General features: G+C 64.2%; 14 protein-coding genes. 2 read left to right on the top strand and 12 right to left on the bottom strand.

The window, feature by feature from the left end; translation table 11 throughout:
• Window positions 1-172: 172 nt before the first annotated feature.
• From JJB99_RS35285 to JJB99_RS35275, 3 genes are all read right to left on the bottom strand, one after another.
• Window positions 173-1,381 (bottom strand): MFS transporter, encoded by a 1,209-nt coding sequence (locus JJB99_RS35285; RefSeq protein ID WP_200496686.1) that lies wholly within the window; start codon window positions 1,379-1,381, stop codon window positions 173-175.
• A 295-nt stretch (window positions 1,382-1,676) separates the two neighbouring features.
• Window positions 1,677-1,844, bottom strand: coding sequence for a hypothetical protein (locus JJB99_RS35280; protein ID WP_200496685.1), 168 nt, complete (start codon window positions 1,842-1,844; stop codon window positions 1,677-1,679).
• Between the two features lie 103 nt (window positions 1,845-1,947).
• On the bottom strand, window positions 1,948-2,985 hold the full coding sequence (locus JJB99_RS35275; protein ID WP_200496684.1) for an MBL fold metallo-hydrolase: 1,038 nt from the start codon (window positions 2,983-2,985) through the stop codon (window positions 1,948-1,950).
• 205 nt (window positions 2,986-3,190) lie between these two features.
• Here JJB99_RS35275 and JJB99_RS35270 point away from each other — a divergent pair, with 205 nt between their 5' ends.
• On the top strand, window positions 3,191-4,561 hold the full coding sequence (locus JJB99_RS35270) for an IS30 family transposase (protein ID WP_246774998.1): 1,371 nt from the start codon (window positions 3,191-3,193) through the stop codon (window positions 4,559-4,561).
• Window positions 4,562-4,718: 157 nt separating this feature from the next.
• Here JJB99_RS35270 and JJB99_RS35265 read toward each other — a convergent pair whose 3' ends face one another.
• The 7 genes from JJB99_RS35265 to soxX are packed head-to-tail and all read right to left on the bottom strand — an operon-like array spanning window position 4,719 to window position 9,331.
• Window positions 4,719-5,177: a hypothetical protein gene (locus tag JJB99_RS35265; protein WP_200496683.1), complete on the bottom strand. Its 459-nt coding sequence runs from the start codon at window positions 5,175-5,177 to the stop codon at window positions 4,719-4,721.
• Window positions 5,174-6,925 (bottom strand): thiosulfohydrolase SoxB, encoded by a 1,752-nt coding sequence (gene soxB, locus JJB99_RS35260; RefSeq protein ID WP_200496682.1) that lies wholly within the window; start codon window positions 6,923-6,925, stop codon window positions 5,174-5,176. Before soxB ends, JJB99_RS35265 begins: the two co-directional genes overlap by 4 nt.
• A gap of 51 nt (window positions 6,926-6,976) precedes the next feature.
• Complete coding sequence (locus JJB99_RS35255) at window positions 6,977-7,282, bottom strand: hypothetical protein (RefSeq protein ID WP_200496681.1); 306 nt, start codon at window positions 7,280-7,282, stop codon at window positions 6,977-6,979.
• The gene (gene soxA, locus JJB99_RS35250) at window positions 7,279-8,142 is read right to left on the bottom strand and encodes a sulfur oxidation c-type cytochrome SoxA (RefSeq protein ID WP_200500440.1); all 864 of its coding nucleotides are present in this window, start codon (window positions 8,140-8,142) and stop codon (window positions 7,279-7,281) included. Before soxA ends, JJB99_RS35255 begins: the two co-directional genes overlap by 4 nt.
• Complete coding sequence (gene soxZ / locus JJB99_RS35245) at window positions 8,142-8,453, bottom strand: thiosulfate oxidation carrier complex protein SoxZ (protein ID WP_200496680.1); 312 nt, start codon at window positions 8,451-8,453, stop codon at window positions 8,142-8,144. The genes soxA and soxZ overlap by 1 nt, the downstream gene beginning before the upstream one ends.
• A gap of 10 nt (window positions 8,454-8,463) precedes the next feature.
• Complete coding sequence (gene soxY, locus JJB99_RS35240) at window positions 8,464-8,955, bottom strand: thiosulfate oxidation carrier protein SoxY (RefSeq protein ID WP_200496679.1); 492 nt, start codon at window positions 8,953-8,955, stop codon at window positions 8,464-8,466.
• A 22-nt stretch (window positions 8,956-8,977) separates the two neighbouring features.
• Window positions 8,978-9,331 (bottom strand): sulfur oxidation c-type cytochrome SoxX, encoded by a 354-nt coding sequence (gene soxX / locus JJB99_RS35235; RefSeq protein ID WP_200496678.1) that lies wholly within the window; start codon window positions 9,329-9,331, stop codon window positions 8,978-8,980.
• A 244-nt stretch (window positions 9,332-9,575) separates the two neighbouring features.
• Between soxX and JJB99_RS35230 the strand changes: the two genes are divergently transcribed.
• Window positions 9,576-10,247, top strand: coding sequence for a DUF938 domain-containing protein (locus JJB99_RS35230; RefSeq protein WP_200496677.1), 672 nt, complete (start codon window positions 9,576-9,578; stop codon window positions 10,245-10,247).
• A 146-nt stretch (window positions 10,248-10,393) separates the two neighbouring features.
• Here JJB99_RS35230 and JJB99_RS35225 read toward each other — a convergent pair whose 3' ends face one another.
• Window positions 10,394-11,599, bottom strand: a complete 1,206-nt coding sequence (locus JJB99_RS35225) for an IS4 family transposase (RefSeq protein WP_200495226.1) — start codon at window positions 11,597-11,599, stop codon at window positions 10,394-10,396.
• 201 nt (window positions 11,600-11,800) lie between these two features.
• The gene (locus JJB99_RS35220) at window positions 11,801-13,867 is read right to left on the bottom strand and encodes a prolyl oligopeptidase family serine peptidase (RefSeq protein ID WP_200496676.1); all 2,067 of its coding nucleotides are present in this window, start codon (window positions 13,865-13,867) and stop codon (window positions 11,801-11,803) included.
• Window positions 13,868-14,030: the final 163 nt, after the last annotated feature.

Below are 14,030 nucleotides of genomic sequence, written 5' to 3'. Positions count from 1 at the left end.
GATCTCTCCACACGGGCACCGTTGGATGAGGAGATACCGTCACCCCACCCCGTCTCACATTTCGCTTCGCTCCATGTGAGCCGACCCTCCCCCTCCAGGGGAGGGTAAGCAGCAACTCCGTGATGTGGGTCCCGGCCCCCGTGCCAGGCCCGGACCACAGTTGAGCTTGCAGCTACGCCTTGCCTTGCGGCCTCCGCTCCGTGAACGGCGACAGCACCACGGTGGCGACCATGAAGATCACGGAGGCGCCGAACACCCAGTGCGGCGCGCTTTGATCCATGATCCAGCCGAACAGCAGCGGTGAGACGATGCCGCCGAGATTGAAGCCGGTGGAAACGATGCCGAAGGCGCGGCCTGCTGCGCCGGGAGGCGCAGCGTTGCGCACCAGCATGTCGCGCGACGGTGCGATCACGCCGGAGAGGAATCCCGCCAGCGTCATCGCGGCGGTCAGGGCCCAGCTGGGCAGTGTGACCAGCGCGATCAGCAGCACGATGGCGGCGTTCACGGCAAAGCAGGCCGCGGCGACCTGGCCGTGGCGCCCGGTGTGGTCGGCGAGGAAGCCGCCCGCGAGCACGCCCGCGGCGCTGGCGCCAAGAAACGCCGTCAGCATGACGTTGGCCGCGGAATAAGAGGCGCCATAGCCGCTCATCAGTGCGACTACCCCGAAATTGTTGATGCCGGCGACCGACAGGCTGAGCAGCATGAACAGCGCGGTCAGCATCATCAGCGCCGGCGTGATCACCGCCTGCTTCGGCGCGTTCTCCGTGCCTGGTTTCTTCTTGTTCGCGCCGGCATCGGGAATGCTCATGGCGATCAGCAGCACCGCCACCAGTACGCCGATCGTGCCCGACGCGATCAGCGCGCCGGCGCCGCCGGACATCGTGACGAGCGCTGCGACGATCGCCGGCGCCACTGCGCCGCCGAGAAAGCCCGCGAATGTGTGCACCGAGAAAGCGCGCCCCATCCGCGCCTCGTCCATGTGCGCGGCGAGGATGGCGTAGTCGGCGGGGTGATAGACGCTGTTGGCGAGCCCGAGCAGCACGGCGCAGGCGATCAGCGCGACGTAGCTGAGATGTAGGCCGAGCAGGATCAGCGCAAAGCCGCCGAGCGCAAGCCCCGCCAGCAGGATCTTGCGCGCGCCAAAATGGTCGACGAGATACCCGGTCGGCGCCTGCGTCAGGCCTGATACCACCGCGAACACGGTGAGCGAGAAGCCGAGCTCGATATAGCCGACGCCGAGCTTTTCCTTCAGGAACGGAAACAGCATCGGCAGGACCAGCAGATGGAAATGGCTGACCCAATGCGCGATCGAGATCCCGGTCAGCGTGCGCAGCGCGCTGTCCGCCTTGCCTTGTTGCGGTGCGGCGAGAACGTCGACCATTGCAGTTCCGTTTCGCGTCCTTCGGGGACGCGCAAACTATCGGCCAGAGCCGTTATTTGTCCATGAACGCAGGCGCATGGCAGGTAGTGCGGGCGGGGCTGCGGCTTCAATGATTGCTCGGGGCACACTGCGCTCCCTCCCCCCTTGCGGGGAGAGGGGTACCACACGGCATACTCTTTCGAGAGTGCGGCGATCCCTTCGCGCCGACGAACGACAGACCGTTTGCTGGGCTACCCCTCTCCCTAACCCCCCGCAAGGGGGGGAACGCACCGTTCGTGCGGCAAGTATCTCGCTCTCACAAAGGCTCGTCATCCGTGCCGTGACGATCCCGCTTCGGCGTGGCGATGTCGCCGTCCTCGTAATGCTCGTCGTCGAGCGGTGGCAAAGGCTTTTTCGCCTTGTTCTCCGCAGGCTTTTTGTCAGTGACTTTGGGCGGCTCGCTTGGCTTGCCGGTCTTGGCCATGGCTGGTCCCGGATGGCGATGCGTCATCCGCTTCTACCCGGGACATATGTGAGGTCCCTGATTTATCTCAAGGCCCTTTATCTCAAGGCCATTGGCGAAGCCGTCAGTGCACCACAGGCCCGCCGGCTTTCTTCCAGGCATCGATGCCGCCGGCGATGTGCGCGGTGTTGGAAAGGCCCGCCTCCTTGGCGGCGGCCACCGCCATCGCCGAGCGTTCGCCGAAGGCGCAGAAGAACACGACGCGGCGTCCCGTCGCGGCCGCGACTTCGCGCAGCATGCCGCCGGGCTTCAGGCTCTCCTCGACCGACGGATAGGGCGTGTGCAGCGCGCCTTCGAGCATGCCGTGCTTCATCCGCTCGTTGGTCTCGCGCAAATCGACCAGCAGGATGTCGGGCCGGCCGAGAATGCGGATCGCCTCGACCGCGCTGAGCGCGCGGCCTTCCTTCTCCAGCTCTTCCTGATGCAGGCCGACATGCATGTTGGCAGGTACCGCCACGTCCATCATCTTCGGATTGGGCAGCTTCAGATTGGCCATCAGCGCGATATACTCGTCGACCGAACGCACCTGGAGCCGCGGGTTGAAGCGCTTCTCCTCGCCGATGGTGGAGACCGTGTCGCCCTTGTAGTCATGCGCCGGGAACACCATCGTCTCATCCGGCAGCTTCAGCAGCCGGTTGAAGATCGACTCGTATTGTGCGCGCGACGAACCGTTCTGGAAATCGGTGCGGCCGGTGCCGCGGATCAGCAGCGTGTCGCCAGTGAAGACGCGGTCGCCCATCAGATAGGAATAGGAATCGTCGGTGTGACCGGGCGTGTACATCACGTCGAGCGACAGGCCCTCGATCGTCACCTTATCGCCGTCGGCAACGCGCATCGCCACCACGTCGGCCTTGGTCTGGTCGCCCATCACGGTCATGCAATGGGTGCGGTCGCGCAGCTCGCCGAGGCCGGTGACGTGGTCGGCATGCAGATGGGTGTCGACCGCCTTGACCAGCTTGAGGTCGAGCTCGCGCAGCAGCTGGCAGTAGCGGTCGACCTTCTCCAGCACGGGATCGAGGATCAGCGCCTCGCCGCCGGGGCGGCTCGCGAGCAGATAGCTGTAGGTGCCCGAAACGCTGTCGAAGAGCTGGCGGAAGATCATGGCAGGACCCGGCGTGGAGTGATTTCGAGGATTCTACTACGGGACGGGTCAGAAAGAGAAGCAACTCACTGTGTGGAGAAGAAAATTTAGAAGAGTTTTGTTGCGCGTGCGGCCGCCACACCCACCGCTGTCATCGCCCTGCCTGACCGGGCGATCCAGGGCGGATTCAACTGGTCGTCGCAACACCTCAGCAAAGGATGTTGCGATGAACAGATGCAGTCGGCGTTCTGATCAGGGTGTGCAGGCAATCCAGCGATTGTCAGGTCGGCGTCGGCAGGTTCTTCGAGAGAATCGTAAGCCGTTCTGGACTGCGATTGCTTCGGGGCGCTCGAGCGAGGATGCTGCGGTTGACGCCGGGGTATCGCCGGCGGTCGGAGTACGCTGGTTCCGGGAGGCGGGCGGCATGCCGCCAACACATTTGTCGCAGTCGTCAAGACCTCTATCAGGGCGCTACCTCTCGTTCGCCGAGCGTGAGGAGATCGCCATCTTGCACGCGCAGGGGCATGGGGTGCGAGCGATCGCTCGTCGGCTCGATCGGCCTCCATCCACGATCTCTCGTGAACTTCGGCGGAACGTGGCGCGCCGCCACGGTGCTCCAGAGTACCGAGCGACCACGGCACAATGGCACGCTGATCGGTCCGCCCGGAGACCCAAGTCGGCGAAGTTGGCAATCAATCCGGCTCTGCGGGACTATGTGCAAGACAGGCTTGCCGGTATGATCGCCAAGCCGAATGGAGAGCCCCTCGTTGGCCCGAAGGTCGTGTGGAAGGGGCGCCGGGCCGTGCATCGGCAGAACCGGCGCTGGGCGAGGGCATGGAGCCCGGAACAGATTTCTCGGCGACTTCGGCTCGACTTTCCCGAGGATGAGACGATGCGCATCAGTCACGAGGCGATCTATCAGGCACTTTACGTGCAGGGTCGAGGAGCTTTGCGCCGCGAACTGACGGCCTGCTTGCGCACCGGGCGGGCGCTGCGGATGCCAAGGGCGCGCGCCCGTAAAGGCAGGAGCTTCATTCCTTCCGAGATCATGATCAGTGAGCGCCCTGCCGAAGCGGCCGATCGAGCCGTGCCGGGACATTGGGAGGGGGACCTTATCCTCGGGCTTGGCAGCTCGGCGATCGGCACGCTGGTCGAGCGGACCACGCGCTTCACGATGTTGTTGCACCTTCCCCGGTTGGCGGGACATGGCGAAGCTCCGCGCGCGAAGAACGGGCCTGCGCTCGCAGGGCACGGGGCCGAAGCCGTGCGCGACGCAATCGCACGCACCATCATCACTTTGCCCGAAGAACTGCGTCGTTCGCTGACCTGGGATCAGGGGGCCGAAATGGCTCAGCATGATCGTCTCAAGATCGATGCGGGTATCCAAGTCTACTTCTGCGATCCGCATAGCCCTTGGCAGCGCGGCACCAACGAAAACACCAATGGGCTATTGCGGCAATACTTCCCGAAAGGCACAGACCTGAGCCTCCATAGTGTCGACGAGATCTCCGCCGTGGCAGCGGCCCTTAATGCCCGACCGAGAAAAACACTGGGCTGGAAAACGCCAGCAGAGGCGCTTGACGCGTTGCTCCCATGAGTCAAAAACAACGGCTGTTGCGACGACCAGTTGAATCCGCCCAGCATTCCACAGAGCTACGTGAGATACGGAGGGGCTGCGGCGCACTGGATTCCCCGCCTTCGCGGGGAATGACACCGAGTGTGGCGAGGCGGCGCGTCCCCAACTCCGGACGGGCTCAGGGCCGCACCACCGTGTACCCGTTCTCCGCCAGGAACAGGATCTGTCCGACCCCGACCTGCACCGGCGTCGCGGCCGGGATGAACTCCGGCCGCTTGCCGGTCTCCCGCTCAATCGTGTCGACCGTGTTGAGGCAGATGTCGAAACGCACGCCCTGTGCGATCAGGCTTTCGACCTGCTTGCGGCGCTCGCTGCCTGACAGCAGCAGATCGATGCCGGGACCGAACGCCACCACCTCGATCGCGACCTTGTCGGGATCGTAGGCTTTCAGGAGATTGTTGGCGACACTGAGCACCAGCGCCTGCTTCTTGGCGTCACTGTCCGAGAGCTGGAGCACGATTTTGTGCTCGGCGAACGGCTTGTCCTGGAGCGGCACCTGCTGCGCAAAAGCGTGCGGCGGTGCAGCCAAAGCGAACAGCGCCAGCAGCAGTGCGGATATGATTTGCGAGCGCATCATCCCTGTCCTGCAATGCCCGGATTGCCCTCGACGCCCTTCAGCGTGACGCCGGTGCCGAGCCGCTCAGGCATCATCCGGCCCGAGCGCAGATATTTGGCGACGATGTCCCACACCGGCGCGCCCTGCTGGCTGTTGACGGAAGCCCACCCGGCGACCTTGTAGCGGTGGTTGGCGCTCAGCAGCTTGCCGTTGTTGAGCTTCAGCTCGGAGATTCGGCTGCCGATCGCAGCTGTCGGCGTGCAGGTGTAGCTGAGCCCGCCGGCGCGCACCATGTCACCGCCCTGCTGGTAATAGGGATCGGCGTTGAAGAGGTTGTCGCAGATGTCTTCCAGCACGTCCTTGATCTCTGCGCCGGTCATCTCCTGCACATAGGTCTCAGGATAGGTGATCGCGGTCTCCGCGAGCACATCCTCCATGGTCAGCGCCTGGCCCGACAGCGCGGTGACGCCCCAGCGGAAGCCCGGCGACAGCGCGATCTCGGCGTCGAGCTCGGTGCGCAGCGCGGTGCAGATCAGCTCGTCGATGGGACCTGCGAAATTGTCGCGGCGATAGAGCAGGCGGTCGGGCGTTGCGATCTTGTCCACCCAGTCGGTCACATGCGGTGCGCGCAGCTTTCCGATCAGTTCGGCCATGGCGGGATCGGGCTTCAGCAGCTCGGAATAAACCGGCAGCAGGTGATATCTGACCTCGCCGACCTTGCCCTTCTCGAGCGCGAGATCGAGCACGCCCAGGAATTTCCCGTTGGAGCCGGCATTGGTGACGAGTGTGGTGCCGCCGGCGTTCTTGACCGGGATCGGCTGCGGCACGGCGTCATGGGTATGGCCGCCGAGGATGACGTCGATGCCGTTGACGCGGCTTGCGAGCTTGAGGTCGACATCCATGCCGTTGTGCGACAGCAGGATGACCGCATCGACCTTGTCGGCGCCGCGGAGGCCATCAACGTGCTTCTGCAGCTCTTCCTCGCGGATGCCAAAGGTCCAGTCCGGCGTGAACCGCTTGGGATGCGCGATCGGCACGTAAGGAAAGGCCTGGCCGATGATTGCGACGCGGCGGCTGCCGAGCTCCTTGATCACGGACGGCTTGAACACGCGTCCGCTCGCCTTGTCGAAGGCGGCGGCATCGTTGAACGCGGCTTCCTCGGTCAGAAAAACGTTCTGCGCCAGGAACTCGCCCTTGAAGCGCGCGAGATTGTCGCGCAGCGCCTGCTCGCCATAGGTGAATTCCCAATGCCCGGTCATCGCCTCGATGCCGAGCAGATTGGCAACCTCGACCATGTCGCGGCCCTGCATGACGTTGGCGAGCCCGGTGCCCTGCCAGAGGTCGCCGCCGTCGACGAGCATGGAATGCTTGTCGCCGGCATCGCTGCGCAGGCGGTCGATCAGCGTCTTGAGATGGGCGAAACCGCCGAGCTTGCCGAAGCGGCCCGCGGACTTCTCGAACTCGACGCAGCTGAAGGCGTAGGCATCGGCGCTGTCGGGCCGAATGCCGAACCGATCGAGAAAGGCGCGCCCAACCAGATGCGGCGGCCGCCCCGCCATCTCGCCGATGCCGATATTGACGCTGGGCTCGCGGACATAGACCGGGTTGAGCTGCGCATGCGTGTCGGTGGTGTGCAGAATCCGCGCATTGCCGAACCGCTCGAGGTCGTAGACGCTCGCGGTCTCGGCGCCGCGCGCGAGCCGGGGCAGGCTGAGCGAGGTGGCGACAGCGGCTGTCCTCTTCAGGAAATCGCGGCGGCGGATGGCCATCCCAGATTCTCCGCGCCTATTCTCGGCTGCGACAGGTCAACGCGCTCAAGCCTACCGGATTTCCATCGCCTTCCAGGCGTCTTTTTCGGACGTCGCCTGGAAGATGGAGGCCTTCGCCAGCGCTTCGGCCTCCTTTGAAGCGGCAATTGCGCGGTCGAAATCGCCGCCGTCGGCCGCCTTCCTGGCGGCCGCCAGCGCCGAGACGGTCACGGTCCACTGGTTGCGCATGCCGGCTGCCTCCTTGGAGGCGGCCTCCGCTGCGGCATAGGCCGCCTTGTAGTCCGCCTCGTTTGCCGCGCGCGCGGCCGGCGCGAAGCTCAGGCTGAGCAGAATGGCAAGGGGAAGTGACGGCTTCATGGCCGCGCTCCCGGGCCGGAAATCGGCAGGCCGTTGGCGACGTACGACAGGAAATATTCGACGTCACGATATTCGTCCGATTGCGGCTCCAGCGGAACCGCGCGGGTCTGGCTGTTGCAGGTGACGAAGCGGCGGCTGATCGTGCCCATGCCGCTCCATTCGGAGCGGTAGATCGGCATCGCGTTCAAGATGCCGAGCGCCGGCGCCAGGATCTCGGCGCGGATGCGCTCGCCCGGGCTCTGTACGTGGCAGCTGGCGCAGGAGAAGTTCAACTGGCCGCGGCGGGTGTAGAAATAGCGCTTGCCATTCTCGAAGGCCTCTAACGCGCGCGGATCATCGGGAATCTTGATGTCCATCGGCTTGCCGCGCGAGGTGTAGGCCATGTACGCCGTCAGCGAGGCCATCTCGTCCTTGACATAGGAGTAGGGCGCTTCGCCATTGGCCTCGCGGCAGCGGTTGAGCGCGAGCTCCAGCGTGACGACCTTGCCCTCCCCAGTGTCGAAATAGGGATAGTTCTGGCGGATGCCGATGCCGCCGTTCGGGAAGCAGTCGGCATAGGTCTTGCCGTTCCTGAACGGCGTCGAAAACATCTCCTTGCCGGCATCGAGCGCGAACTCGTAGGGCGGGAATTCCTCCTTCTCCTGCCACTGCCGCTTCATATCCGCGTTCATGGAATACGGACCGTTGACGAAGTCCTCGTGCTTTACCGTCGGAAACCTCTGGAAGAAAAAGTTCTGGAACGCCTTGGCGTCAGCCACCGGATCGACCTTGTCCGCCGCGATCACGCGCGGCGAGCTCAGCGCGAACGCGACCAGCGCGGCGCTGAGCGAGCCAAGCAGGAGGGCGGAGCGGGCCTTCATCATGCGATCTTTGCGGTGGTCGTGTCCGACGCACCCTTGTTGTCGGTCCAGGAAATCTTGAGCTCGTCGCCCTTCTTGGCGCCCTTGAAGCTGAATTTCACATAGGGGTCCTTGGAGACCGCGGTGCCCCAATTGGCGACGAAGACATCCTTGCCGTTACATTCGAACTTCAGCTTCTGGATGTAATGCGCGGGAATCACCTCGCCCTTGGAATCCTTGACGAGGCCGGTATCCATCGGGTGCTGGATCAGCGCCTGCACCTCGGTGATGTCGCCGCTCGCCGTGGCGCGTACGCGAATGCTGGATGCCATCTTGATTCTCCTAACCGCCGCAGCCGCCGACGGTGACCTTGACCTCTTTGGTCGCGCTGTAGAGCTTGCCGTCGGCTTCCACGATCGCGGTCACGTTGGTGGTCTTGGCCATCTTCAGGCGGTTGGCAACGCTCGGCAGCGTGCCCTCGGGAATCCTGTAGCTTGCTGCGAGCGCGTTCGGATTCTCGGCCACGAACAACGAGATCGAGGTGACTTTGTCGAGCGTCGTCGTCACCGAGATCGGCACCACGCCGCCATTCTCGGCGATCTCGGGCGCGTCAAGCTTGACCTTGTCGGACGGCTCGGCGGTCTTGCCGTAGAGCGCCTTGATCGCGTCGGCCTCGTTCTTCAGCTTGAACGCCTCTTCGGGATATTTGTCGTTCGCCGCCGCGCGCGCAGGCTGGCTGCCGAACGGCAGATTGCCGAGGCCGAGCAGCGCAACGCCGGCTGCGCCCTGAAGGATCAGGCGCCGCGTCGGATGAGGGCCGGTGGTCATGGTCATCTCAAATTCTCCTGGCCGGCCGTTAGAGCGTTTGCAGGAAATCAACGATCGCGCTGATCTCCTGTTCGGTCAAAATCCGGTTCCGGCCGAACGGCGGCATCATGGTCTGCGGGTTGCGCCTGGTCTCGTCGAAGATGATCGCAACCAGCTCGTTGCGATCGGGGTATTTCGACTTGAGGTCTTTCAGCTCCGGGCCGATCGTTCCCGGCAGATCGCCGCCCTTGATGACATGGCAGGTCAGGCAATTGCCCTTGCCGCGGTCGAAAGCCAGCTTCTGGCCCTCGGCGACAGCGGACTGCGCCCGCGCAGGGCCGGCGAGGCCGGCGCCAATGGCGAGCAGGAGGAACAGGACGGGCGTCCGGGGACGAGCGGTCAAGACGTCATTCCAAGGCGTTATGTCGATGGTCGCGTCGCGAAACACACGCGTTCCAAAGCACAAAGGGCCGCGCCTGACAATCAAGACTATGCATGCGACAAATTGGAGTTAATATCTTCCGCATTGCAACCATTGAGACTATTTGTTCGGCAGATACGGCCCGGGGCGCGGGCCTCCAATTTCGAGCGCGTTCGGGCGCTCATCTTGTTTTCATCGCGTTCTCGGTTTTTCAAGGGGACCTGACTTGGCTGACTATGTCGTCGAATTTGGCAAGGATGGCGGACGGATCGAGCCCGATGGGCGGCTCGATGCGCCGGCCTTTCATCGCAATCACGAGCCGCTCTGGGCGGCGCTGGAGAAGCATCTCGCAGGGCTGACGGGCAATGTGGTCGAGCTCGGTAGCGGAACCGGCCAGCATGTGGTCCATTTCGCCCGCCATACGCCGGGCCTGACCTGGTGGCCGAGCGACCTCAACCAGCGGCATCTGAAGAGCATCGAGGCCTGGCGCGTCCATTCGGGCCTGCAAAACATCCGCAGTCCGCTGCGGATCGATCTGACCGATCCCGACTGGTGTCCGGAGATGAAAAGCGGGCAGGCGCCGACAAGTTTTGCGGCCGTGTTCTGCGCCAATGTCATCCACATCGCGCCCTGGAACGTGGCCGAGGGCCTGTTCGCCGGCGCCGGCCGCTATTTGCGTGCCGACGGCAAGCTGTTTCTCTACGGCCCCTTCAAGCGCGACGGCAGGCACACCGCGCTGAGCAATGCCGTGTTCGACACGTCCTTGCGCGAAGGCAATCCCGACTGGGGCGTGCGCGACATCGGCGATGTCGAGACGTTGGCACGAGGTGTGGGCTTGAGGCTCGTCGATACGATCGAGATGCCTGCGAACAATCTGACGCTGGTGTTTGCGCGCTAGGCCACGAAGGCAGTGCGCTCCCTCCCCCGCTTGCGGGGGAGGGCTGGGGACATGGGCGCTAGGTTATGCGTTTGTGTAGATAGTCGCATTGTTTTCTGCGCCGGCGTGGCGGTTCGCAGAAGTGCCGGCGGGCTCGGGTGAAGAGATTACAGAAAGCCTGCCAGAGAAGTGGTCCACGAATGGCGGCACGAACGGTCGCCAGGGCGATCTTCATGAGGCGCCAACGCGATGGGCTTGCTTGTGGTGGTTCCGAACTCAGAGGGGAAAGAGTCCGGGACTTGCCCGGCGATCTGTTCAGCGATGATGGCGACGATCAGTCTGGCGTAGATCCACGCCCGCGCAAGTTCAGGCTTCTTGGCTGGCAGCATGTCGAGCCCGGCTAAGCTCTTGAACCGCTTGAATGCCAGCTCGATCTGCCAGCGGAAGCGATAGAGGGCGAGGACATCGGCCGGTGGGAAGGTGGCGACTGGCAGCGAGGTAAGGAGAAGAATGTACTTCGCCGCCTCGAGACTGCGTGGATCGGGTTGCTTGCCGCGCTTCTTGGCATCCTTGAGCAGGCGCTTTCGCTCGGTTTCGGCCTGCTCCGGCGGCTTGCGTCGCACGACGAGGCGCAGGATCAGCGGCTCCGGCGGTGGAGTCTTTGTCTGGCCCTCGTGGACGCGAACTTGCAGCTCGCTTTCCTGTTCCGACTGAGCCGCGAGAGCGGCAAACAGATCAAAGGGCTCGCCATTGGCCTGCAACAGGCGCAACGAGTTCCAGCCAGTCCGCACGATGAAGTCTGCACCGGCTTCGATCACCGGCCGCAGATCGCGCGGCCTCGCATAATAGCGGTCGCCCAGCACGATATCGCCGTGTGCGTAGGTGAGGCGCTGAAGATTCTCCGCGCCATGCACGTCGGTTAGCTCAAGCTGATCAACCTGACCCGTTGCCAGATCGTAGCCGACGTGCAGCCGCCACGTCGTACGGTCAGCTCCCGGTTCGCAGATCGAGGTTCCGTCGAGTGCACGCAGGCGATACCCAACCCAGCTCCCCGCCGTCATTTTGGCCTGTTCGGCGATCAGCGCAGCCACAATGTCACCAAGCCAGGGCGCGGCTTTACACAGCCGATCGAGCAGTGATGGATCGGACAAACGGACGATGCCGCCGGCTTCCGCCCACACACACGTCTCACGCAGCGACATGCCCAAGCCGCCATAGGCAAGCGCCAACCGCAACAGCGTCTCGGCGTTCTTAATCTCCCGCGCCCGGGTAAAGGCTCCGCGTAACCGCGCCGTGGCTTCCAGGTCGAAGCCTCCCGGAAGTCGCGCACTCACCTCCGGCCAATGATCCAGAATCTCAGGACGAATCTTCATCCCAAGTTTGAATCATATCGAGATTCTTCGTGTCCAGAGCTAAACCTAGCGCCTATGAGGGCTGGGGAGAGGGTGCGTCCGCATCGGGACAATCCCCAAGAGGAGAAAGCCCTCACCCGCGTCGCTTCGCGCCGCGACCTCTCCCGCAAGCGGGAGAGGTGCATCACCAGCACCGCTGATGCTGATTCAACCAAGCGGCCGTCACCTCTCGTCCTTCCACCCGATCTTCTCCTTCAAGAATCGAAAACCCAGCACCTCAAACCCCGCCCGCTCCTTGTTGTCCTTGCCGTAGCCGTGGCCGCCGGCTTCGGGTTCGTAGAACCAGGCTTCATAGCCCATCGCCTGGAGCTTTGCCGCCATCTTGCGCGCGTGGCCGGGATGGACGCGGTCGTCGCGCCGTGTGGTGGCGATCAGGATCGGCGGGTAGGACTGGCCGGGCTTGACGTTGTGATAGGCCGAATACGTCTTCAGCCACTCCCACTCTTCGGGCTTGTCGGGGTCGCCGTATTCGGCGATCCAGCTCGCGCCCGCGACCAGTTTTGTGTAGCGGCGCATGTCGATCAGCGGGATGGTGCAGAACAGCGCGCCGAAGCGCTCGGGGTAACGCACCAGCATGTTGGTGATGAGAATGCCGCCGTTCGATCCGCCCTGCGCGGCGATGCGCTTTGCGCGGGTCACGCCGCGGCGGACGAGATCGGCGGCGACGGCGGCGAAATCGTCGTGCGACAGCTTCTTGCCGGCGAGCCGGCCGGCATCGTGCCAGCGCGTGCCGAACTCGCCGCCGCCGCGCAAATTCGCCTGCACAACGGTGCCGCCGCGCTCCAGCCACAGCTTGCCGAGCGAGGCGTTGTAGTACGGCTTAACCGAATGGCCGAAGCCGCCATAGGCGCTCATATAGACCGGCGCATCGCCGGTCTCGGTCGCGGGACCCGTCTGCACATAGGGAATGCGCTCGCCGTCGATCGAGATCGCCTCGTGCTGCGTCACCACGAGACCATCGGCGGTGAACGTCCTCGGCGCCTGCTTCAGCACAACGGGACTTTCCACGCCGCGCTCGATCAGGAGCAGCGAGGGCGGTGTGAGCGGATCCTGCACATTGGCGAGCAAATCGCCATTGCTTGCGGATTCATGATGATCGAGGCGCCAGACGTCGACCACACCGATCGTGGGAAGCCCCCGCAGCGTCGCGCGGGCCCAGCCGGTCGGCGACGGCGTGCAGACCTCATGCACCGGTCGCAATTCATCGAGGATCGGAAGCACGAGCCTGCCCGCCGTCCAGAACAGGCCCTGCAGCGCACGGCGCGGGCCGGGCTCGAACAGCACGGTGAAATCACGATCGCCTGCGAGGAAGGCCGAGAGCGAGATGCCGAGCACGCTGTCTGCTGCGAACGTCCGTCCTGCAACGGTCCAGGGCTGCCGCAGCTTGATGGCAAACCAGTCGCCGTGTGCCTGCATCCAGATGCCGGTCGGCAGATCCAGCTTCGTGAGCACGCCGGCCGCGTCGCGAAGCCAGATCGCGAAATTGAAGAAGTCGACCTGATCGACAATCCAGGCGCGCGGCTCCAGACCGGTGTCGTCGACGCCGCAATAAACGCGCATCCGGTCGGCCGCGGTCTCGAAGATCACCTCGGCCTGCTCGACCGGCTGGCCGCGCCGCCACAGCCGGATCGTTCTGGCATAGCCTGACGTTGTCGCCTTGTCCGCGCCATAGGCGCTGGAGAGCACCAGCGTATCTGTGTCCAGCCAGTCGACGCTGCCCTTGGCCTCCGGCAGAGTGAAGCCGTCGGCGACGAAACTCTTCGTACCGATGTCGAACTCGCGCAGGGTCACGGCATCGCTGCCGCCGCGCGACAGGCTCAGGATGACATGCTGGTGCTTCGGACTCGAGCTGATCCAGTTCAGCAGCCAATCCTCGCCCTCGCTCGCAGCGAGCTCGTCGATGTCGAGCAGGGTCTCCCAGGCCGGCGCGGGTTTGCGAAACTCCGCAAGTGTCGTGCGCCGCCACAGTCCGCGCGGATGCCCTGCGTCCTTCCAGAGATTGTAGAGATGATCGCCGCGACGTCCCACATAGGGAATGTTGTCGGGACGATCGTAGATCGCCGCGAGGATGTCGCGGTCGTGCGCGAAGGCCGCCCCGCCGAACGCTGCGAGCGTGAGCTCGTTCTGCCGCGCGACGAAATCGAGCGCTTGCTTGCCTTCGATCTCCTCCACCCAGAGCCAGGGATCGTCGTCGGGAGCGCTGAGCGTGGGCCTGTCGTCGACGGACATGAACGAAACTCCCAAGAGAAACTCCCAAGATTCGCGGCGGATAGGATTTGATCGAACGCAAGCCGTCAAGGGCACGTTCCCGTGTCATCGGCGTGATTGCGTCGGAGGCATGGCCCGCGCCCGTTTGCGCCGGTTGCCCGGCCTCCCGCGCCCCTCCATAGTG

The organism is Bradyrhizobium diazoefficiens, from assembly GCF_016616235.1.
Classification (GTDB): domain Bacteria; phylum Pseudomonadota; class Alphaproteobacteria; order Rhizobiales; family Xanthobacteraceae; genus Bradyrhizobium; species Bradyrhizobium diazoefficiens_H.
Note: the sequence above shows the minus strand (reverse complement) of the source record. Positions and strands in the feature narration are given on the sequence as shown.

Excerpts from the sequence above, each read along its gene's own strand:
- JJB99_RS35285 (WP_200496686.1), bottom strand. The coding sequence starts at position 1,381 with ATGGTCGACGTTCTCGCCGCACCGCAACAAGGCAAGGCGGACAGCGCG.
- JJB99_RS35280 (WP_200496685.1), bottom strand. The coding sequence starts at position 1,844 with ATGGCCAAGACCGGCAAGCCAAGCGAGCCGCCCAAAGTCACTGACAAA.
- soxY (WP_200496679.1), bottom strand. The coding sequence starts at position 8,955 with ATGACCATGACCACCGGCCCTCATCCGACGCGGCGCCTGATCCTTCAG.
- JJB99_RS35220 (WP_200496676.1), bottom strand. The coding sequence starts at position 13,867 with ATGTCCGTCGACGACAGGCCCACGCTCAGCGCTCCCGACGACGATCCC.
- soxZ (WP_200496680.1), bottom strand. The coding sequence starts at position 8,453 with ATGGCATCCAGCATTCGCGTACGCGCCACGGCGAGCGGCGACATCACC.
- JJB99_RS35225 (WP_200495226.1), bottom strand. The coding sequence starts at position 11,599 with ATGAAGATTCGTCCTGAGATTCTGGATCATTGGCCGGAGGTGAGTGCG.
- soxA (WP_200500440.1), bottom strand. The coding sequence starts at position 8,142 with ATGAAGGCCCGCTCCGCCCTCCTGCTTGGCTCGCTCAGCGCCGCGCTG.
- JJB99_RS35255 (WP_200496681.1), bottom strand. The coding sequence starts at position 7,282 with ATGAAGCCGTCACTTCCCCTTGCCATTCTGCTCAGCCTGAGCTTCGCG.
- JJB99_RS35270 (WP_246774998.1), top strand. The coding sequence starts at position 3,191 with ATGAACAGATGCAGTCGGCGTTCTGATCAGGGTGTGCAGGCAATCCAG.
- JJB99_RS35265 (WP_200496683.1), bottom strand. The coding sequence starts at position 5,177 with ATGATGCGCTCGCAAATCATATCCGCACTGCTGCTGGCGCTGTTCGCT.
- soxB (WP_200496682.1), bottom strand. The coding sequence starts at position 6,925 with ATGGCCATCCGCCGCCGCGATTTCCTGAAGAGGACAGCCGCTGTCGCC.
- JJB99_RS35275 (WP_200496684.1), bottom strand. The coding sequence starts at position 2,985 with ATGATCTTCCGCCAGCTCTTCGACAGCGTTTCGGGCACCTACAGCTAT.